Below are 20,117 nucleotides of genomic sequence, written 5' to 3'. Positions count from 1 at the left end.
CAATCTACTTAACGGCAGGACCGGCGTCCTGCCTGTTTGAGAAACTCTTTGGACTTCCCTCCCCTGGTGGGAGGGATTGAGGGAGGGGGAATGCTCCCACCAGGTGAAATAGCACAACGTCTTCATGGCATTGTTTCCCATAAGGGTGAAAACCTTATCGTCGAAGACGTTCGGTTCGGCCTGAGCTATGTGGCGGTGCGGTTGGATGTTCAGCGCATGGGGCTTGCGGCCCTGTTACTGCATGAGTTACCGCCAGACTGTTCAGTGTTTCCTGAGGCAGGGAAGTTAGCCGGTGCAAAGGAGCCCTCACTTCTGAATAACCTTATAGAAGATCGGAATCCCCTGGAAAAAGCCCTGGGGCTTGCCACCGCGAATGCCATTCTTCATACAGCATGTATTGAGGATGAAAGAGATTCACTCTCGATCATGAAACTGACGCCCGATGACCGGGTGGCCATGGTCGGTCTCTTCACTCCGATGGTTCCGAAGATCGAAGCGACGGGAGCACAACTTTCCGTTATTGAACGGGACCCCACCCGCATGGCAGTTCTTGATAAGAAAGAGAGTGACAGGATACTAAAGGAGTGTACCATAGCAATCATTACGGCAACCACTCTCCTCAATGACACGCTTGAGAAAGTCCTGAACGGCCTGGGAAATCCCCGGCATGTCGCCGTTCTCGGCCCCTCAACGCCCCTGTGCCCGGAAATCTTTCAGGATACACCGGTCAATCACTTAGGAGGGGCCATCGTCCGGGATGAGAATAAGGTCATGCAGATCATCTCCGAAGGCGGCGGCACCCGCGCCATGCGCCCCTACCTGCGGTTCGTAAACCTACTTCTTTAAAGTTCATCGAGGATGTCAGGAGGGTAATTGGGCGTAATTGGGGACGGGTGTACTATTGATTTGAAAGCGAGATTCACGCCCAATTCATTCGTGTAGTACCTTTCACCCGGTAATGCGTAAACATTATCAAGCAAAATTAGAATTGTGCTGAAACTTGGTAACACCTACAAACAAACGCTCTGAAATAGTTGAAAGTATTGATGATTATCAACAGAAATATTTGTTTTATTGACGCTGGAATAATAATAAATAGGGAAGTATCCCCTAATTTCAATTGATTCACCTTCACCGACATTACCCGGTTGATCGTTTCCATGATCATCCGGGATCTGACGGAGGAGTTTCAGAAAGAATTTCGCGAGTTGCCCATCGAATTTGTCTGATTCAGATGAACCGTCCAAATCTCAGGGCGGCGTACAGGGGATCATGATCAGCCCGCAGGCCGCTTACCATGACCAAGTGCAATTTCTCTTCCTTGACGATCTTTTCGAAGAACTTCTTCTGCTCCTTGTCCCTGGATGATTTGGCTAATTCCGTATACAGCAGGATGGCGTTCTTTTCCGCCGCCATGGCGATTGCCGCCGCCTGCCCCACCGTTTCCACCTTTTCCAGGCGCTTGTCGACCGTTTCACCCTTGGGGAACAGCCCTTCCTGGACGATCACTTCAAGATAGGCGTCGATTTCCGGGCTTTTCAGGAATTGATCGATGCCCTTGCTTTCCGCCTTGATCTTGAAATCCATGAAGATCTTCATGTGGGCAGCTTCCTCTTTGGCCAGAGCGACAAACAGCTTCTTGAGTTGCTCGTTGCTGCTGGAGAATTTCTTGGCTGCCTTCATGTAAAAGTCCATGCCATCCTTTTCCGCCTTGATGGCGAAATCAAACACGTCTAAATCTTGTTTTTTAGCCATGGCTTGACCTCCTCAATCTTTGTTTGATAAGAATTCTCTTTTTTATTTTTTAATAAGGCATTGCTTTTTCACAGTGGGAGTATATGAAGAAGGATCTTGTGTGTCAAGAGGATTTTGGCCACAAAATGTTAGGTGTGGTGTCGATGTTTGTCGTCAGGCGTGAATTGTGTTTATTACGGATTGAAGTCCTGCATTTTCGTCTCGGTTGCCGATTTGTGTAGTACAGGAAGACATTCGCTTTTTTCTTAAACGGAAAAATAAACAGTTCAGCTTCATATGTTTGAATCTGTAATTAATGAGCTAGTCGGGTGGACATAACCATCGACTTGTATTCGAAAGAGCGGGGGCTGAAAAGCTGAAAAGGGAGGTGAAAGGAGGGAAAGGGGACAGGCTACTTTTCTTCCACCATTTCTTTCCCTATAAACACAAAAACCCGATCTCCTTTGAGAAACGGGGTTGCGGGAAATCAGTCCATGTATCCCTCTTGGTTGATAAGTTAAAGGGGGTTTACAATATTGTCCTCAATATCCATTTGAAATTTAAGCGAAAATATAACTAAACATGAAATCCGTCAAGTCATTTTTCGAGGATCAAAGGAATGGATCCCGGATCAAGTCCGGGATGACAGGGGATGGCTGTGGCTCCGCTATTTGCAGAATGAGCGGATTAATTACCCCCTCCCTCAACCCCCTCCCACCCACCCAGGGAGGGTAGTTTCTTCAGGTAATTTAGGAAGAGTTGTAGATAGTAGTATGATTTGACCTTTAGTCGTCATTCTGTGGAAATCCACTTTTCCCGGCTTGATGAAAGTATGACAAGATGGTTCTCAATCTTATCGGGGAAAAGGCGACGCAAAAAGGGCAGGAGAATACGTAATATGTTATCGGAGGTAGTCGGATTAACCTTCAGACGAATTACACCAGGATGCCTGCTCAGCGGGAGGATTGCCCAATCACCGAAGTGTTCATCCAGCGTAATGAGTATTCTATTATCGTCGATTGCTTTCTTCAGTACTTGTTCGTCGTCAGCACGAGATTGACCGGTTTCCGAGACTCGTAGAACATCAAAGCCTTCATCACGCAAGACACGGGCAATGTGCGCTTGCAGCATCTGGTCCAGATAAAGCTTGATATTTTCAGGCATAGGCTATTCTGATATCGGTATGCTCGATGGTTTCCCTTGCATAAAATAAGGCTGCCTGTATATCTTCACGTTTCAATTCAGGGTAGTTAACAAGCAACTCGTCCCATGAAGCGCCCTCCGCGATCTGCTCAATAATAACGGAAATCGGGATTCTTGTTCCTCTTATAACAGGTCGACCGTTGCAGACCCTTGGATTAAGCTCGATTCTATCCATGCATTTCATAATGTTTATCTCCTGTTTTCCCCTGAGAAAGATGATTTTTTAACTGCATCAAAAATAGCATTTCCTGTCGTGCTTTATAGATCAGTTTCCCACGGTCATAATATTTATTTACTCAAAGTTACTTCGTTAATAAGAAAAGTATAGGGGAAACAGTCTATTACGTCAATATAAATTGACTGCATTATCAAGCATGTGCCGATAGTAGTATCTTTTAATCCACTTACCAAACTTTTCCTATAAGTTGTTTCCACAAGGAAAAGCAGCCGAGCCCCCTGTTCTTTCCCTATAAACAAAAAACCCCACTCTCTTTTGAGAAAAGGGGTTGCGGGAAATCAGTCCATGTATACCTCTTGGTTGATGAGTTAAAGGGGTGTTAAAATGTTGTCCTCAATATCCATTTGAAATTTAAGAGAAAATATAACTAAACATGAAATCAGTCAAGTCATTTTTCGAGGATCAAAGGAATGGATCCCGGATCAAGTCCGGGATGACAGGGGATGGCTGTGGCTCCGCTATTTGCAGAATGAGCGGATTAATTACCGCCCTCCCTCAATCACTCCCACCAGGGGAGGGAAGTTTCTTTAGGAAGGTGGGGTAAGATTTCTCCCTTCCAGTCGAAATGACAGGGAAAAATCTGGTGACGTAATACAGATTTATTTTTTAAGGTTGTTTTGAAATAATCAGTTAAATTTTTTTAAGGGGGAGTTGTACGAAAGGAAATAATTATCCTGTTTCCTGGTCAGCATGTGGCATCAGGGCTTAATGCCAAAAGAGTGACGCCACGACATACAGCGCAAACCGCAATTCATGAAATTTTTATTTGAAATAAAGAGACAGGAGAGTTAAATAGAATGTCCTATTCCTCCAATGGAGGAAATGAAAAGGATGCTGAATAATGATCGACCCCTTGATCCGTCCCTGCAACGAAGGTGAAATTGAAACGATTTATGATATCATTAACGATGCCGCACAGGCATACCGGGGGATCATTCCGGCGGACCGATGGCAAGAACCCTATATGTCCGGGGAGGAACTCCGGCATGAGATCGATGAGGGAGTCGTATTCTGGGGCTATGAAGAAAATGGGGAGCTTCTTGGTGTAACGGGCATGCAGGATGTTCAGGATATAACATTGATACGGCACGCCTATGTTCGCACGGTGATACGAAACCAGGGCATCGGGGGGAAATTACTGTCTGCACTCAGGGAGAGGACGAAACGCCCGGTCTTAATCGGCACCTGGGCGGCAGCGGTATGGGCCGTTCATTTCTATGAAAAACATGGCTTCCGGCTGGTTTCTCCGGAAGAAAAGGATCGTTTACTTCAACAATACTGGTCAATTCCTGAACGTCAGATTGAAACATCGGTGGTTCTTGCAGACCGGCGGTGGTTCGATAGGAAAAGGTGAAAAGTGTGATACCGATTGTGTCTATTGTGGGGCGCTCGAATACGGGGAAAACGACCCTGATTGAAAAATTGATAATAGAGTTACGGCGAAGGGGCTATCGAGTAGGTACGATCAAACATAACAATCACGGTTTTGACATCGATCATGAGGGGAAAGATAGCTGGCGCCATAAAAAAGCGGGTGCACAGGTTACCGTCATAGCCTCACCCCACCGGGTCGCTGTTATTGAAGATGTAAACAGAGACTATGAATTATCGGAATTGACGGATCACTATATTCGGGATGTTGATATTATCCTTTCTGAAGGTTTTAAAAAAAATCCGCATCCAAAAATTGAGGTCGTTCGATCAGGACTGAAGCACGAACCTTTATGTACCAGGGAAGATAATCTCATTGCCGTTGCGAGCGACAGGCCGCTTGAAAGAGGCGTTCCCTGCCTGGACATCAATGATGCAGGAAGTATCGTTAATCTTATTGAAGGTCGGTTTTTAAAACGCAATTCTCAGGGTTGACGTGCATTTTGCGGGCATCGCTATCAACAAAAGCGTAAGCAGCAAATAAGCCGTCATGGCTGAGACTGATATCAATCTCCACCGGCTTGCCGTTTAAACACACAAAGGGAGGCCCCAGACCATTACAACCTTTCTCACGCTTGATGTCAATGTCTTCCTGATCTCGTTCACAGTATGCCAAGAGACCTCGTTTAAGAGCGTTACGTCCAAAAGTTGATTCATAATCCGGCATGGCTTCTGAATCGGGACTGATACGGTTTACATGCCAAACGAGTGAATCCATTTCTTCCAATGGTGACGTGGTTCCGATGCAATGGACATAGTCGGAGGTTATGAAAATCTTTATGTAAACATTGCCGCAAGGTGTGTCGACAAAGCCGGTTATGGTGTTGTTTCCAGAAGGAATATCACCTGATGTGGTGAGTGTCTCCACAGAATGCAGGCTTACTTTATATAACCGGGGCACTGAAGTCACAGAAGGATAACATTTGCTGATAACCTTATATGCCGTTTCCTTTCCGGCCCACAGCGCCCATAGTATGGCGTCCTGACTGGCGGCATCAAATATTAGCTTTTGTTCATCGGGGGTGAAAACGCGGTTAATGAATCGCGCATTCCGGCTTTTCCCCACGTTGTGTGGATCTCTCAAATCCACTATATCGTTGCCGACTCGTAGTAAAATAGTCTTCCTCCATGTGTGCCATGTGTTTGATGATCTGCTCCGCATAATCGCGTTGAGCCCTGAGGCCGTTTTCTTTTGTTAATTGGGGCTGGAATACTTCAATATTTACAGTAAAACGTTCACCGAACCTGGGAACAAACCCATACGTATGTTGGCCATCCCCGCGGAGATAGATACACATAATCTTGCAGTTTTCGAAATCTTTAACAAAGCGGCCAACACCATAAGAAAAACTCTCGGTATTCACTCTACCGGTCCGGGAGCGCCCTCCCTCCGGGAAAACCATTAAATGCTGCTTCCCTTCTAAAAGAGAGTTGCATGTGTCGAGGGTTTTTTTCATCTCTTCACGATTGCCGCCGCGATTGATGGCGATGCACTTGGACAGATAACAGAGAATTGCCAGGATGATATTCCGCTGAAAATTATTTCTTTCCGGCAAATTCCAGGGAATCTCCCGATAATGAAGCAGCTGACGGGATAAAGAGACCGTCGCATATATAATAATCGGGGAGTCAACCATGGTAAGATGATTCGAGCATATGATCCATGGCCCATCGTGATTTCTGAAATGACGAGAGCATTCCTGTCTGATCTTCCGTAAATTCCTCACCCGGTATCCCATCAACCGGATAGCTGCAAAATAGAGCGGGGCGAGTACAAAAACAGCAACCCGTCCCAGAATATATTGAATGAGCAGAGGGCCCTGAAGCATTTTCTTCATACCTCATCTTATCCTAATTTAGTTTTTATGATGCCAACGGCATCTCCGATTGTCCCGATCTTGTCGGCCTCATCGTCTTCAACGGTAACGCCGAAGGTGTCTTCACACTTTATAATAACATCCACCAACCGCGCGGAGTTGACCTTGAGGTCATTCAGGATGTGGGTATCCAGTGTCGCCTTGTCTAACAAGCTCGCGTCCTTTGTATAAAGTCTTAAAATGTCAATCATTTTGCTAAAAATCGTTTGTTCATCCATCTTCTAATAACTCCTTTTATTATTTTCCCATTTTTTAAATATCAAACAGCTGTTTACATCACCGAAACCGAAACCGGCCTTGGCGATGATTCGTAACTCAGGATAGTCAATGCACTTGTGGGGCACTTTATCTTCAAATTCGGCGATATCGGGGTGGATATCCTCGCAGTTTGCGGACGGATGGAGGAACCCCTTATATAATTGCAATACGACGGCAACACTTTCGATGGCTCCTGCCGCCCCTAAACAATGGCCGATCAATGATTTTGTTGAATTGATGTAGGGAAACGTATCGGGTCCGCGTTTGAGGGCTGCCGACCAGTTTTTCACTTCACCGGGATCGGCAAAGGTTGCCGTTAAGTGGCCGTTGATTGCATCGACCTCCCCTGGTGTGATACCGGCGTCAGATACGGCAGATTCAATACAACGCTTGACCCCTTCAGGATTCGGTGCGGTTATAGAGCCACCCATGCGGTGCCCTCCGCAATTCACGGCGCCTCCGAGAACTTCCGCGTAAATCCTTGCACCGCGCTCCAGGGCGGATTCCAGATCTTCAATGACCAGAACTGCGGCTCCGGAACCGGGCACAAAACCGCTCGCCGAAGCGCTTAAAGGCCGTGACGCCGCTTCCGGGCGATCGTTGTATTTCCGGCAGATGACACGCATGGCATCGAATCCGGCCCAGATGTAGGGTGATGCCCCTTCAGATCCACCGGCCAGCACGCGCTTGGCCAGTCCATTGCGTATTCTCCACAATGCTTCAATAACGGCTTCGTTCCCTGTGCTGCAGGCGGACGAATTTGAAGTCACCTGGTTTCCCAGTGCCATCAGACCGGCGATACGGGCGCTGGTGCCGCTGTTCATAACCTGCTCGACGATTCGGCTTCCCATACGGCGGACCTTGCCTTCATTGACCATAGGAACCACGGTCTTGGCAATGGTATCCATGCCGCCGATACCGGAACCGACAATCACACCTGTGTCCCAGTCCACTCGATTATCATCTGCGTCAGGCACGGTAAAACCGGCGTCATTCCATGCATCTACAGCGGAGACGGACGCATATCCGATGTTATCGTTGAGGGACAGAAGCTTTTCGTGATCAAAGTAACGCTTGCGAATACTCTCAAAATCCTGTGGAACACCGCCGATCTGGCATGCAAAATTCAATTCCTGCAGTTCAGGAATAAAGCGGATGCCTGATCTGCCTTCACGCAGGGCCTCTTCAAAATTATCTAAACCGTGAGCGTTGGGGGCCACTACCCCCATTCCCGTTATAACGACTCTCTTTTTCAACTTACAGTAACCCTCCAAAAAAACATTAAGTGTTAAATCCGAAAAGATACTCCCCTTCCGGCCAATACACCAGAACTCACCATTTCACCATTTTCCCTTTCCATGGTGACCTTCGATTTTAAATTTCCCATGCGAAAATATATTTTTTGACCACGGGTAATCACCCGCTCACCAGGCCTCACAAGCCCGGTAAACTCCACCCCTTCTGCAAGAGTAAAAAGTGTAGTCAACTCTTTTGATGCATCGATGGACGTATTTATCTGCTTTGTGTAAAGATAAAGACCAAAAGCAACAACGCCCATTTGTGCCATAGTTTCAATAAGAATGACTCCCGGAGTGATCGGTTGGTCAGGGAAATGACCCCGATAAAAATACTCGTCCTCACGAAAGCGGTAAGAGCCCACAATATGTTCATCATCCAGTTCCAGTATCTCGTCGATAAAGCGAAAGGGATGTTGCTGGGGAACGCTATTGAGAATCCGGACCATCGTTTCCCGATCAGCCGCCATAAAGTCCCCCGTTCACATGGACGACGCTTCCGGATATATATGAACCGCGCGTTGCGAGAAAAGCCACCACTTCGGCTACTTCCTCGGGACGTCCTATACGGTTCAATGAAATATTATCGAGAATTCTCTTTTGTACCTCTTCGGGAAGCTGCTGCGTCATCTCTGTCTCAATGAATCCCGGAGCTACTGAATTGACGAGGATATTACGCCCCGCTAATTCTTTCGACAGGGATTTTGTGAAGGCATCAATGGCCGCCTTTTCCATGGTGTAAGGAATCTGGCCGCCGTTGCCGGTATGCCCTACGACACTGGATATATTAATGATACGACCCCCTCCCTGACGCAGCATAAAGAGGCGGATGATTCGTTTGGTCAGGTACCAGGTTCCGCGTGTAACTGCACGCTGAGCATCGAATTGCTCAATTTTCATACTGTTGATATCGGCATTTACCGATACTCCGGCATTATTGACAAGAACATCCACGTGTCCCGCTGTTTGCTTCACCGTATTGACCAGGGCTTCTACCTGGTCGGTGTCGGCAAGATCCGCCTGGAGGAGAAAGCCATCGCCGATTTCAGCAAGAACAGCCTTTGCTTGTTCCTCACTGCTACGGTAATGAACGCCTACCTGGAATCCTTCCACGGACAATGCTCGACAGCATGCCGCACCAATACCCTTTCCACCGCCGGTTACAATTGCAACGGGTTTCCTGTTCATGAACCACCTCTCATGATTCCACCGACAGAATTGGCTGATCGTTTCGGGTAGTCGGGATAGATAATTCCCTGAAAAACACCGGTGCGCGCATCTTTAATCTGGGCTATCATTTCATTGTCCACATAAATATTGGCATCTGCGATTGCCAAACTTGCCCCCGATTCCTTCAACTGGGCATATCGCTTAATGTGAATCTCATAACGGACACATTTATTATAGGGACGGATTTGACCGTTAAAAGTAACCTCACCGCAACCCAGAGCCCTGCCTGCACCTAATGCACCCCGCCAGACACAGTAAAAACCCAATAATTGCCATACAGCATCTACGCAGAGACACCCCGGTTGGACCGGATCTCCCGGCATATGGCATTGAAAATACCATGCGTCCAGCTTGATGTCCTGTTCCGCTAGAATGGAACCCTGTCTTCCGTTGCTTTTGCATGACAGGATACGGTCCGCCATGAGAAAAGGCGGCGCCGGTAACCGGGCTTCAAAATGTGCAGGCGGATCGTCCACCAGGCTTCCATAAGAAAAAGCAAGGAGGTCTTCCAGACCGAAATGCTGGCATTCCATGAATTCCGTATACTTCATGATGCTTCTTCCACCTTCAACATCATACGCACCCATGTAAATCCCGCCCCGACAATGGCGATGGCCACATGATCGCCGGGATTCAGTTCGTCCCAGTTCTGGCTTAAAACGGCAGGCGCTCCCGAACAACCGGTGTTGCCGAAATCCGCCACTGTATGCCAGTGATTCTGCTCAAGGATGCCGGTACGCTCACAGACGGTTTTCAGCATCCCCAGGTTGGCCTGATGACCTACAAAAATAAAGCGGTTGCCGTTTACAGAAAAATTATCCTGGAGTATACGAATGGCCTCTGTCGTTTTTCGGATGGCAAATCCCTGTACAGCGTTTCCGTCCTGTTGAAAGTAGCCCATGCGAGGAATACTGACCTTATCACAGGACGAAGGTTTTGATTCACACGAACATGCCATAAAGGCCGCTCTTGATGGGACGGTTGCTGAAACGACGGCAGCGGAACTCCCATCACCGAATAGTACGGCGGTATTTCTGTCGGAATAGTCTATACTACGGGTAAGATTTTCCGGATTGACCACGAGAGTAAAGGGCGGCAAAGCTTCCGGCTTCATCTGACTGAGGAAATGGATCTGCATACCAAAACTGGTGCAGGCAGAGTTGAGATCAAAACAGGGAGCCTCTATTCCCAGTGCCGCAGCGATGGTTGTTGCCTCTGCGGGAGAAAGACTATCGGGGGCGGAACTGCCGGAGATGACAAGACCGATATCTTCCGGTTTGAGTCCGGCCCGGTCGAGCGCCATCCGCGCAGCTGCGGTACCGGTCGAAGTATTGTTATAGAGGCCGGCGTCTAGAGCTTCGCGCGGGTCTCTGTTTTTTGTAGTCCTTATGTAGTCTAAAGGAAGAACGGTACGACGGGTACGAATACCGACTCTCTCCAGAATCCATTCTTCAGATGTTCCGATATCCAGTTCTTCTAGAAATGGATTGGTGATGATATTATCGGGGTAAAAATGGCCAAGACCGTGAAGATAAAGCATAATCACACAATTTCCCTTCCGATGATCATGTTCTGAACCTCCCGGACACCCTCATAAATATCAATGATGTGAGCATCCCTTGCCAGCTTCGAAATTTCATATTCCGACATGAAACCATATCCGCCATGAAGGTGAAGGCCTTCGTTAGCACAGAAAATTGCCGCCTCTGCGGCGACATTCTTTGCAAGAGAAGCATAAATGCCTCTCTCTTCCGCCCTTTCTTGAACCATGAAAGCCGCCTTCATCAGCGCCATCTCTGATAATTCCACTTTTTTCCACATTTTCACCAAGGTTTCTCTTGCAACCGGCAGATCACAAATCCTTTGTCCGAATTGCTTACGCGCTTTTGTATATTCGAGGGTGATGTCCAGCGCCCTCTTGGCAAGACCGACACCAATTGCTGCCACCATCGGCCGCGCATAATCGAGAACGTCTATGACGTACTTAAATCCCAATCGCCGATCGCCAATGATCTGATTGTCACTAATAACAACATCTTCGAAGGTGACGGCAGCTGTGTTTGATAAGCGCTGTCCAAGTTTGTCTTCCGGCTTACCGATAATGATCTTCCCGCCGGTTGGCAGAGGTATCTCTCTGCCTTCATTTAAATGATGATCTGAGTTTGAAGGCAACACCGGTAACGCGGGAACTATCACACAGGCCATGAAATTTCCCGTCGGTTTCCCAACTTTACAAAAAACGGTAAACTGCGAGGCATATGAGGCATTGGTAATAAAACACTTACTGCCATTGAGAAGGTACGTTCCATCAGCTCCCTTTTTGATAAATGTCGTCATTGCAGAGTTATCAGATCCGGCGCCCGGTTCCGTCAGACAGAAGGAGGCCAGTATAGGCTTCTCAACAAAGGGGCCTAAAAAAGCAGCCTTCTGTTCGTCCGTGCCATGCTGTGCTATAACCGTATTCGCAAGGTCATTGCACATTGCCGATGTTGAAATTCCCGTATCACCGTAGGACAGTTCCTTGATAATCAGGGCCGTCGATACAGGATCTATTTCGTATCCTTTGATGGATTCCGGGACGCTCAAATTCAAAATGCCAAGTTCCCAAGCCTTCTGAACAATGTCCCAGGGAAAGGTGTGTTTCCTTTCTAATTCCATAACATGCGGTATTATCTGATTCTTGACAAACCTGCTGACTGTATCCACGTACATCTGCTGACTATCTGTAAGAGTAAAATCCATTTCAAGAATCCTTTTATATTATTTTGCGATAAGCGTATGTGTCATTAGCAGTATCTGTGCCAGTTGGATGATTGATACACTCTATTGCACCATAACATTTTATTATTATTTATTAATTTACGATTTGTGCGGCTTTTTTTAGTGTCATTTGGAAAGGGATTTACAGTGCTTGCGCCGTGTAATTTTCTTTGCGGTGCGTATTTGTCTACGCAGAATAACGTGTTGTAAAGGTAAAAAACATGTTTATCGATCAAGTTGTGAAAAAAAAGGTCTTCATGTAGTGAAGATTTATCTTGACAAGGTAAAAAAATATAGAGTATCTTGCCCACATCAAGGGATGGATGTGATTTTCCAACATCAGAAAAAATTTAAAAAGGAGGTAGAAATCGATGAGAAAACTGTTCGCAATCATTTTTTCAATTCTTTTCTTTGTAACACTAACGTTTACGTTGGTCGGCTGCCCATCGGCGCCAGAAAAGAAACCGGCTGAGCCTGCCAAGAAAGAGGCAGCAGCACCGGCACCAGCTCCTGCACCAGCACCAGCCCCGGCACCGGCTCCAGGCGCGCCCCCGGCACCGGCAGCACCGGCAGCACCGGCTCCTGCGCATAAGTAGTATTAGTAAAATTTTGAAAGATAAAAAAGTGGCCGAGCATGTTATAAGCATGCTCGGCTTGTTTTTTATATCGTATCATGAAGCAGTTCTTCTGCTTTCTTGACTTCCATGATCAAAATTTATATCATCCTTTTAAAATAGACACAGCTAATTATAGAAGAATAATAGGGATGAGCTATGAATCTTGCGCAATCAGGAATCCAGATACCTCCTAAGAAAGTGGGGGGCCGTGGTAATTTGCGAATCCTGTTTTTCGATCCCCGCTGTCGGAAGGAGAAGTTTCGCAGGAGCGACACCTTAGAACATAAACAGCTATTGGACGTGTTTCCTGGACGATAGGGCTTTGGCTTTATGGAAACTTTTGCATTAGCAACAGTTAGCCTTATAATTTCAAGTGTTTTGATTATCAATAAAAAAAAGGTTCCCGTCCATGTATCCTTTGCTTCTTTGTGTCTGTCACTCTTTCTCTATAAAGGGGGCGCCTTTTTCTACGGAGCCCTTACTCATGATTTCTGGAAAATTATTGAATACCTGGGGTTGATTGCCATTCCTCCCTCTTCCATAAAGTTTACCCGTTCACTCCTTCACCAGCAAACTTTTCTAACAAAGAGGGATATTATAACCACTACGGTTTTCAGCATTTTACTTTTCATGACCTTTTTCTCACCCCTGTACAGGTGGGCATACCTTGAAAATTTCCTTCTATTATATACATGCTCACTACTTATTGTCTGTTATATAGCTCTTATTCACTACGTTAGAACAAGACCCCAGGGCGTTGAAAGAACGCGAATGGTTTATTTATCTGTCGCGTGCGCGGCAACGGCGCTCCTGAGTTCCTGTGACATTTTGTATTATTATGGATATGCATTCCCTCCTCTTTCCAATCTCTTTATTGCCGTTCTCCTGTACTTTATTCTGATTCTTATTACACACCCTCATCTTCCCGAATTGCACGAACTCATGGCGAGGGCGCTCGTCGTTTCGATCATCACCCTCTTTGCGACGATCACTATTGTCCTCATTATTGGATTATTCGGTAAAGGGGTAAGTCCCCCCTTTACCCATATATTATTGGCGTCTATTATAATCGTTATCGCTATAGAACCTTTCAAGCTCGTCTTGAAGATGATATTCAGTTATATATACCCGGAAGGCAAGGATGTATTTACCTCCCTGTATGCCTTTGATGAAAAGCTCGAGAGAGAAAAATCACTCCTGCTGGAGGAAATGGCGCCCGTTTTAGCTCATGAAATACGGAATCCCCTCGGCTCTATCAAAGGCGCTGCCCAGTATCTTAGATCAGAGTTAGGTAATGGTGAGAATCAAAGGTTGTTAGACGTCATAATAGAAGAAGCAGACCGGTTGAACAGCGTCGTATCTCAATTTCTCAATTATGCCAAACCGTACACCCTCAACTTGAAGATGCAGGACGTTAATCAAATTATTGAGAAGGCTCTGTCAGTCATCCAAGCGAGTCCCCGGTTAGATAATATTGTCATTGAGAAAGAGTTGCGTCCTGATTTGCCCTTCATAAATGTGGATGCAGAACAACTGATTCAGGTTATGCTGAATATTGCATTTAACGCTGTAGAGGCAATGCCGGCAGGAGGAACTTTGATTTTCAGAACGTCAAAGATTAGCAGTGGTGATGGCGAAGCGGTGGGCATTTCCATCAGGGATACGGGAACAGGAATTAAAAAAGAAGAAATGAAAAATATTTTCAAACCATTTTTCACAACCAAAGAAAGAGGTGTTGGTCTCGGCCTTGCCATTTGTCAGAAAATTATTAAAAATCATGGCGGTCATGTAAGGGTTAAGTCAATCCCGATGCAGGGGAGCATATTTTATATAAGGCTGGGTGGTACGCAGTGAGAAAAACTTATTATTTGGGTGAACTATGATGGAGAAGATACTTGTCGTTGATGATGAACTCAATATGCGGCTGGTCTTGAAGGCCTTGCTGAGTAAGGAGGGGTATGACGTAGCAACGGCATCGGATGGCCTGGAAGCATTGAAAATCCTCAAGAGCGGTGATGTAGAAGTCATTGTGACTGATATGAAGATGCCGAAACTCGATGGAATGGGTCTTCTGGAGAGAGTGATTCGTGATTATCCTTCTACACCGGTTATTATTATAACCGCTCATGGTACGATTGCTGCCGCCGTGGATGCCTTGAAGAAGGGGGCCTTCGATTATATCACCAAACCGTTTGAACGAGATGAATTGCAACACATAATCCATAAGGCCATAAAAACAAGGCGGTTGAATGAAGAAGAGCTCTTCATCAGTCCCGATGATGTGGATCGGCAAGGGATTGTGGGATCCAGTGAACCCATGTTAAAGATATATGAAACCATCAAAAAAGTTGCCCCGACGTCGACAAGCGTACTGATTACGGGTGAGACGGGTACCGGCAAAGATCTCATAGCCTGTGCCATTCATAGAAACAGCCCTCGCAGGAATAATCCATTCGTTAAGATCAACTGTGCCGCCATTGCGGAGAATCTCATAGAAAGCGAACTGTTCGGTTATGAAAGGGGGGCTTTCACCGGCGCTGTGTCTACAAAACCGGGGAGGTTTGAACTGGCGGATAAGGGGACCCTCTTTTTAGACGAGGTGGGGGATATTCCAAGGGATATGCAGGTGAAGCTCCTCAGGGCAATCCAAGATCACGAATTCGAGCGGGTCGGCGGCCTGCGCACGATTAAAGTGGATGTAAGATTAATTGCGGCGACAAACAGGAATCTTCTTCAGGATGTGAAAGAAGGCAGGTTTAGAGAAGATCTTTATTACCGGCTCAATGTTTTTCCCACACACCTGCCTCCCCTCCGGGAAAGAAGAGAAGATGTACTTCCCCTTACCGACTACTTTATCGAGAAGTTTAACAGGAAGCTAGAAAGGTCGGTTCGAAATATCGATTCCCGGGTGAAAGAGCTCCTTATTCAATATGACTGGCCGGGCAATATCCGGGAGTTGGAAAATTTTATGGAACGTATTGTTCTCATGGCCGGTGGGGATACGATTACCTTTGAAGATATTCCACCGGAATGGAAATCAGCCGCCGAGGCGCTTTCCCTTTCCCAGCCTGCGGGACAGAAAAAACCCCTTAAAAGTTTCGTGAAGAGCTATATGGAAGAGGTGGAAAAACAAACGATAACGCAGTGTTTGGAGGAGTGCGGCGGTAATGTCACCAAAGCTGCTCAGCGGCTCGGTCTCAGCAGGAAAGGTCTGCAATTGAAGATGATAAAATATAGTCTCCGTAAACAATAGCAGGAAACAGAATTCAGAATTCAGAATACAGAATACAGGAGACAGAACAGGGGGCTTGCTTTTTTATTCTTTCTTCTGCCTTCTGTATTCTGAATACTGTTTTTGGAAATAGGAAAAGTGCAATATTAATGAATATTTGCCGGGGGTGTGTAGATGAAAACACTGATATTCACGAGGAAGGACGTACAAAAAGTATTAACGCCATCAGTAGCCAATAAAACCATCGAGAAGGCATTCAAGGCGTATGGCCTGGGCCAGGCCGATATGCCGGCAAAGAGTTATCTCACTTTCAAAAAGGGAGATTTACGGTCTATGCCGGCGTACATTCACGGCCAGGGTTTTGATATTGCCGGTATAAAAAGTGTAAATGTGCACCCCGAAAACGCCATGTACAACCTTCCCACGGTCATGGCGGTAATCATCCTTGCCGATCCAAAGAACGGATTTCCGCTGGCGATACTGGATGGCACATACTTGACCAGCATCCGTACCGGCGCCGCGGGGGCATTGGCTGCTAAGTTCTTGAGCAGGAAAACCGCTAAAATTGCCGGATTTGTCGGTTGCGGCGTTCAGGCGCGCACACAATTGGCATGTATTCTGGAAGTGAGGAAATTAAAAACTGTCAAAATATGGCAATTCACCCCGGAAGATGAGACGGCGCCGAGATTTAAAGAGTGGGTAGAGAAAACATACAAACTGGAGACGATCATCTCTCCCGCTATTGATGAAGTAACAACCAACGTCGATATCCTCATCACTACGACGCCGTCCCGCAGGCCGTTAGTAAATAGGGTTTCACCCGGAACTCACATCAATGCCGTCGGCGCCGATGCCGAAGGAAAACAGGAAATCAACCCGAAGATAGTAAAGCAGGCTAAAGTGGTCATTGACGATTGGGCGCAGGCGTCACATAGTGGAGAGATCAATGTGCCCGTCCGCAATAAACAACTTACGAAAAAAGATATCTATGCGGGGCTCGGAGACATTGTCGCAGGAAAGGAAAAAGGAAGGGTATCGGACGAGGAAATTACCCTCTTCGACTCCACGGGCCTTGCAATTCAGGATATATCCTGTGCATACACCGTATATAAAGCGCTCAAAGATAGACCGGGGATTAAGAAGATCGAATTGTTTTAATTCCACACAAGGCGTGCCCTTTTTTTAAGAAACAGCGGCGGGAAAGAGGACTTGGCCGATTTGACCCTGCGAAGGTCGAAGGGGATTTTGTGGTTCATCCGGTTCCTGCGTACTTTCTGATTTGCAAAGGTATTATACCTACAGGATAACTCTCTCGTTCACCTACAAACAAATAGAGTCAAAGAGTTTAAAAATTGAGTATTACTGATGGAAATGGTGCACGGTACTTCTTAAAGTTTTTGCAGGAGATTCATATGAGGTTCATCGGGTGTAATGATTTTATCTGACTTTATAAGGCCATGCAGAGTTTCCATGAGTAATCAGGATCACCATAGAGGCATAGCCGGAAAAGGCACTGTTATCAGCAATCATTAATCTGACACTTAAGTTTCATCAGGTAATACACACCATTTGACCATAGCACTTCATGGTTTGGAAACATTCTTGTCAACTCGTCAAAATGCTCTCTATATTCTGTTAAGCAATAAATCGTGCCTTCCTGATCACACCGCGCCTTGAATTGTTCCTCCGTCAGGAAATAATGGTCCCGCTCTTCCTTTGGAAGAAACTTCATGCCGTAGCTCAATTCACCGAAGTCGCCTACTAGAGGCGTTCGTATCTCATTATATGTGGCGATACCATAAAGGATAATTTTGTATTGATATAATTCGTGGCCGGCAGGAAGTATCCTCTTGATAGCCTGCGAAGCGGGATATGCGGATTTGTAAGGGATCAGGAATGAAGAAACGGAAGGGGTCATCGAGAGCAGAAACAGTCCAGACAGAAAATAAATAGTGACAAACCATCCGCATTGATATCTCGTTTTGACCAATTCCGGAAGGAATGCAAGCAACAGCTGGCTGAATATGGGCAAGATAATCAGCCACGATAATTCCCGCGAATAAACGATTGACAAATCACCACCGAACTTGGAGCCGACCTGAAGGAAAATCGGGAGCAAAAACACAGTCATGAGCAAGAGAGATTGCAGTAGAATGGGAATCTGCAAAAGAAAAGACTGGAATTGTTTTCGTGGATGCAGGGTCAGATCATCGTAATTTCTCAGTTTATGGCCGATCAGGACTGACAACGGTATGAATATCGGGGCAATGTAAGGAATAAGCTTAGAATGGGACAACGAAAAAAAAACAAAAATAAGAATGACCCACGTCCAAAGAAATTTGCTCCCCTGAAGAGTCGAGGATACAATTTTTCCTTTGTGCATCTCCCAAGCGGCTTTGCCGAGAAAAGCAGCCCATGGAAGAATGCCGAGGATTACAACCGGCACATATAACAAAAACGTATTATCACGCCCATGCATCGTGGTCGTATATCTCAGAAGATGTTCTTGAATGAAAAAAAACCACAGAAAATTCTGGTGCGCTCGCTGCACAAGGATGAACCAAGGGGCAGTGATTGCCAGAAACAGAACGATTCCGATCGGCGAGATGAGACCCATGGTACGTTTCCACTGTCCACTAAAAACCAGCCATACCCCGAGAATGGCGAGGGGGAAGATCACCCCAATTAATCCTTTGGTCAAAAAAGCCAAAGCAGAGGACAGATAAAGCAGATAAAGCCATTTTTTTTTGGAAGTGCCGACCAAATGGCGATATCCCGCCCAGGTGGCCAAGCATGTATATAAAGCTAGGGGAATGTCGAGGATGTTAAAGTTTCCGAAGATGAAAAAAAACAGAGAAGTACAAAGCACACCGGCGGCATAAAGCCCCGTTGTCCGATCCCGAAGAAAGGAGCCTATTCCGTAAGTCAGCAGTAGACAAGCCCACGCACACAAGCCGACATAGATCCTCGCAGTGAAGTCAGTTTCACCAAAAAACTTGAAGATGATAGCAGACGCCCAATAGGTCAGGGGAGGCTTCTCCAGATAGATGACATTGGCGAGTCGCGGTATTACATAATCTCCTGAATCCACCATATTATCTGATATCTCGAAATAACGGCTTTCATCGGGTTCTATCAGGGGCATTAGAGGAGAAAACACAACGTACAGAACTATAGGCATTATTATAAGAAACAAAACCCGGCTGTTTGCCAATTTCAATAAAGCCTTTTCCATTTTAATCTCATGCATGGATTCGAGAAATATGGGTTCCTATCAAACAGTAATTCCTTAACAGAATCATTGCAACGAATCAATATTGATTCAGATTGAGAACTTGCTTTTGTGGAGGCTGAGAATAACTAGAGGGGTCTTGTATGTCAAGGAAATGTTATTATTGTTGGGGTCATCAAATAGGCTATGTTTTTGTGCTACATAACTGACATGTTGCCAATAGAAATGTGTCTTTTCAAAACCTATTTTGGAATCTTCGGGATGCTGAACATGAAGTGCCGATGCTTCTGTGAATCTGTCGATCCGTCAGACGAAATCTTCTTGACGCGCGAGGATGCTCGTTGGTCACATGCATGTGATGATTCAACTTGTGATCCACCTGCGCTTAGAAGCGAAACCCGATGCCGCCCAGCAACACATCGGTGTCTCGATCATAGTTCGTGACGATCCTGTTCCAGGAAATCCGGATTATCCACGGCGACCGAAATTGATAGGCCGAAATTGATAGGCCACCGACATGGTGACGAGACCGGCAACGGTCAGTTCGTCATCGCCTCCAGATTCTTGTTTCCGGAGTTTGTCAAGGGCGACGTAGGGTCCGGCACCGACCCCGAGGGTCAGCCGATCCTCGAAAAAAGACCGGACGAGCCACAGTTGGGTGATCAACCCATCCCGGTCTAAGGGCCCTGGATGACCCTCACTGAGCCATCCGATGGTCCAGTCGAAATAGCGTCCGAGACTGCGCCGGTACTCCAGCATCCAGGATGTTGTATTTTCCGAATCACAGCTGTTGACAATCGTCACGCCTCCAAAAACCGTGACCTCATTCTTGACATTGCTTTCGGTTCCGGGGGATGATGCGGAAGTCTGATCCGGCGAGCGGGGGGCTTCAAGCTGATATCCGATTCCTGCCAATACCGCAAAGGAGTCGATGCTCCGGGATGTTTCAATGACATTTGAATTCACTGAGAAAAGCCAGCGGTTATCCAAATGCCAGGTGGCGGACAGGC

21 protein-coding genes are annotated in these 20,117 nt (G+C 46.4%); 6 read left to right on the top strand and 15 right to left on the bottom strand.

The window, feature by feature from the left end:
- Positions 1-90: 90 nt before the first annotated feature.
- Entirely contained in the window at positions 91-846 is a 756-nt protein-coding gene (locus tag NTW12_00680; GenBank protein ID MCX5844869.1) for a DUF364 domain-containing protein, read from the top strand.
- Positions 847-1,230: 384 nt separating this feature from the next.
- Here NTW12_00680 and NTW12_00675 read toward each other — a convergent pair whose 3' ends face one another.
- The 3 genes from NTW12_00675 to NTW12_00665 all read right to left on the bottom strand — a co-directional run bounded on the left by NTW12_00675 (position 1,231) and on the right by NTW12_00665 (position 3,121).
- Positions 1,231-1,755, bottom strand: coding sequence for a ferritin family protein (locus NTW12_00675; GenBank protein ID MCX5844868.1), 525 nt, complete (start codon positions 1,753-1,755; stop codon positions 1,231-1,233).
- A gap of 771 nt (positions 1,756-2,526) precedes the next feature.
- The gene (locus NTW12_00670) at positions 2,527-2,898 is read right to left on the bottom strand and encodes a DUF5615 family PIN-like protein (protein MCX5844867.1); all 372 of its coding nucleotides are present in this window, start codon (positions 2,896-2,898) and stop codon (positions 2,527-2,529) included.
- Complete coding sequence (locus tag NTW12_00665; protein ID MCX5844866.1) at positions 2,891-3,121, bottom strand: DUF433 domain-containing protein; 231 nt, start codon at positions 3,119-3,121, stop codon at positions 2,891-2,893. The genes NTW12_00670 and NTW12_00665 overlap by 8 nt, the downstream gene beginning before the upstream one ends.
- Before the next feature lie 907 nt (positions 3,122-4,028).
- Between NTW12_00665 and NTW12_00660 the strand changes: the two genes are divergently transcribed.
- Entirely contained in the window at positions 4,029-4,529 is a 501-nt protein-coding gene (locus tag NTW12_00660) for a GNAT family N-acetyltransferase (GenBank protein ID MCX5844865.1), read from the top strand.
- 5 nt (positions 4,530-4,534) lie between these two features.
- The gene (gene mobB / locus NTW12_00655) at positions 4,535-5,041 is read left to right on the top strand and encodes a molybdopterin-guanine dinucleotide biosynthesis protein B (protein MCX5844864.1); all 507 of its coding nucleotides are present in this window, start codon (positions 4,535-4,537) and stop codon (positions 5,039-5,041) included.
- Here the strand turns inward: mobB and NTW12_00650 are convergent.
- From NTW12_00650 to NTW12_00605, 10 genes are all read right to left on the bottom strand, one after another.
- Complete coding sequence (locus NTW12_00650) at positions 5,001-5,672, bottom strand: 4'-phosphopantetheinyl transferase superfamily protein (protein MCX5844863.1); 672 nt, start codon at positions 5,670-5,672, stop codon at positions 5,001-5,003. The two genes, mobB and NTW12_00650, sit on opposite strands and share 41 nt — an antisense overlap.
- Positions 5,641-6,444, bottom strand: coding sequence for a lysophospholipid acyltransferase family protein (locus tag NTW12_00645; GenBank protein ID MCX5844862.1), 804 nt, complete (start codon positions 6,442-6,444; stop codon positions 5,641-5,643). Before NTW12_00645 ends, NTW12_00650 begins: the two co-directional genes overlap by 32 nt.
- Positions 6,445-6,452: 8 nt before the next feature.
- Entirely contained in the window at positions 6,453-6,701 is a 249-nt protein-coding gene (locus NTW12_00640) for a phosphopantetheine-binding protein (GenBank protein MCX5844861.1), read from the bottom strand.
- A 3-nt stretch (positions 6,702-6,704) separates the two neighbouring features.
- Positions 6,705-7,997, bottom strand: coding sequence for a beta-ketoacyl-[acyl-carrier-protein] synthase family protein (locus NTW12_00635; protein ID MCX5844860.1), 1,293 nt, complete (start codon positions 7,995-7,997; stop codon positions 6,705-6,707).
- Between the two features lie 32 nt (positions 7,998-8,029).
- Positions 8,030-8,506: a beta-hydroxyacyl-ACP dehydratase gene (locus tag NTW12_00630; GenBank protein ID MCX5844859.1), complete on the bottom strand. Its 477-nt coding sequence runs from the start codon at positions 8,504-8,506 to the stop codon at positions 8,030-8,032.
- Positions 8,496-9,224, bottom strand: a complete 729-nt coding sequence (locus tag NTW12_00625; protein ID MCX5844858.1) for a 3-oxoacyl-ACP reductase FabG — start codon at positions 9,222-9,224, stop codon at positions 8,496-8,498. Before NTW12_00625 ends, NTW12_00630 begins: the two co-directional genes overlap by 11 nt.
- Positions 9,221-9,817, bottom strand: coding sequence for a bifunctional 3-hydroxydecanoyl-ACP dehydratase/trans-2-decenoyl-ACP isomerase (fabA, locus tag NTW12_00620; protein MCX5844857.1), 597 nt, complete (start codon positions 9,815-9,817; stop codon positions 9,221-9,223). Before fabA ends, NTW12_00625 begins: the two co-directional genes overlap by 4 nt.
- Complete coding sequence (locus NTW12_00615; GenBank protein ID MCX5844856.1) at positions 9,814-10,806, bottom strand: ketoacyl-ACP synthase III; 993 nt, start codon at positions 10,804-10,806, stop codon at positions 9,814-9,816. The genes fabA and NTW12_00615 overlap by 4 nt, the downstream gene beginning before the upstream one ends.
- 2 nt (positions 10,807-10,808) lie before the next feature.
- Positions 10,809-12,008, bottom strand: coding sequence for an acyl-CoA dehydrogenase family protein (locus NTW12_00610; protein ID MCX5844855.1), 1,200 nt, complete (start codon positions 12,006-12,008; stop codon positions 10,809-10,811).
- 444 nt (positions 12,009-12,452) lie between these two features.
- The gene (locus NTW12_00605; protein ID MCX5844854.1) at positions 12,453-12,701 is read right to left on the bottom strand and encodes a hypothetical protein; all 249 of its coding nucleotides are present in this window, start codon (positions 12,699-12,701) and stop codon (positions 12,453-12,455) included.
- Positions 12,702-13,414: 713 nt separating this feature from the next.
- Between NTW12_00605 and NTW12_00600 the strand changes: the two genes are divergently transcribed.
- From NTW12_00600 to NTW12_00590, 3 genes are all read left to right on the top strand, one after another.
- Positions 13,415-14,497 (top strand): ATP-binding protein, encoded by a 1,083-nt coding sequence (locus NTW12_00600; GenBank protein ID MCX5844853.1) that lies wholly within the window; start codon positions 13,415-13,417, stop codon positions 14,495-14,497.
- Positions 14,498-14,525: 28 nt separating this feature from the next.
- Positions 14,526-15,896, top strand: coding sequence for a sigma-54 dependent transcriptional regulator (locus NTW12_00595; GenBank protein ID MCX5844852.1), 1,371 nt, complete (start codon positions 14,526-14,528; stop codon positions 15,894-15,896).
- Between the two features lie 153 nt (positions 15,897-16,049).
- Positions 16,050-17,033 carry an ornithine cyclodeaminase family protein gene (locus NTW12_00590; GenBank protein ID MCX5844851.1) on the top strand — a complete coding sequence of 328 codons (984 nt, stop codon included), beginning with the start codon at positions 16,050-16,052 and terminating at the stop codon, positions 17,031-17,033.
- Positions 17,034-17,394: 361 nt separating this feature from the next.
- Here NTW12_00590 and NTW12_00585 read toward each other — a convergent pair whose 3' ends face one another.
- Together NTW12_00585 and NTW12_00580 are read right to left on the bottom strand one after the other, a co-directional pair.
- Positions 17,395-19,110, bottom strand: coding sequence for a glycosyltransferase family 39 protein (locus NTW12_00585; GenBank protein ID MCX5844850.1), 1,716 nt, complete (start codon positions 19,108-19,110; stop codon positions 17,395-17,397).
- A 465-nt stretch (positions 19,111-19,575) separates the two neighbouring features.
- The coding region (locus NTW12_00580) for a hypothetical protein (GenBank protein ID MCX5844849.1) at positions 19,576-20,117 on the bottom strand (542 nt) is incomplete at its 5' end.

The organism is Deltaproteobacteria bacterium (assembly GCA_026388545.1).
Lineage (GTDB): Bacteria > Desulfobacterota > Syntrophia > Syntrophales > UBA2185 > JAPLJS01.
The sequence above is the reverse complement of the archived record's forward strand: the minus strand, read 5'-3'. Positions and strand labels throughout refer to the sequence as shown.

Excerpts from the sequence above, each read along its gene's own strand:
- NTW12_00680 (MCX5844869.1), top strand. The coding sequence starts at position 91 with ATGCTCCCACCAGGTGAAATAGCACAACGTCTTCATGGCATTGTTTCC.
- NTW12_00675 (MCX5844868.1), bottom strand. The coding sequence starts at position 1,755 with ATGGCTAAAAAACAAGATTTAGACGTGTTTGATTTCGCCATCAAGGCG.
- NTW12_00670 (MCX5844867.1), bottom strand. The coding sequence starts at position 2,898 with ATGCCTGAAAATATCAAGCTTTATCTGGACCAGATGCTGCAAGCGCAC.
- NTW12_00665 (MCX5844866.1), bottom strand. The coding sequence starts at position 3,121 with ATGAAATGCATGGATAGAATCGAGCTTAATCCAAGGGTCTGCAACGGT.
- NTW12_00645 (MCX5844862.1), bottom strand. The coding sequence starts at position 6,444 with ATGAAGAAAATGCTTCAGGGCCCTCTGCTCATTCAATATATTCTGGGA.
- NTW12_00640 (MCX5844861.1), bottom strand. The coding sequence starts at position 6,701 with ATGGATGAACAAACGATTTTTAGCAAAATGATTGACATTTTAAGACTT.
- NTW12_00630 (MCX5844859.1), bottom strand. The coding sequence starts at position 8,506 with ATGGCGGCTGATCGGGAAACGATGGTCCGGATTCTCAATAGCGTTCCC.
- NTW12_00625 (MCX5844858.1), bottom strand. The coding sequence starts at position 9,224 with ATGAACAGGAAACCCGTTGCAATTGTAACCGGCGGTGGAAAGGGTATT.
- fabA (MCX5844857.1), bottom strand. The coding sequence starts at position 9,817 with ATGAAGTATACGGAATTCATGGAATGCCAGCATTTCGGTCTGGAAGAC.
- NTW12_00615 (MCX5844856.1), bottom strand. The coding sequence starts at position 10,806 with ATGCTTTATCTTCACGGTCTTGGCCATTTTTACCCCGATAATATCATC.
- NTW12_00610 (MCX5844855.1), bottom strand. The coding sequence starts at position 12,008 with ATGGATTTTACTCTTACAGATAGTCAGCAGATGTACGTGGATACAGTC.
- NTW12_00605 (MCX5844854.1), bottom strand. The coding sequence starts at position 12,701 with ATGATACGATATAAAAAACAAGCCGAGCATGCTTATAACATGCTCGGC.
- NTW12_00600 (MCX5844853.1), top strand. The coding sequence starts at position 13,415 with ATGGTTTATTTATCTGTCGCGTGCGCGGCAACGGCGCTCCTGAGTTCC.
- NTW12_00595 (MCX5844852.1), top strand. The coding sequence starts at position 14,526 with ATGGAGAAGATACTTGTCGTTGATGATGAACTCAATATGCGGCTGGTC.
- NTW12_00590 (MCX5844851.1), top strand. The coding sequence starts at position 16,050 with ATGAAAACACTGATATTCACGAGGAAGGACGTACAAAAAGTATTAACG.
- NTW12_00585 (MCX5844850.1), bottom strand. The coding sequence starts at position 19,110 with ATGGAAAAGGCTTTATTGAAATTGGCAAACAGCCGGGTTTTGTTTCTT.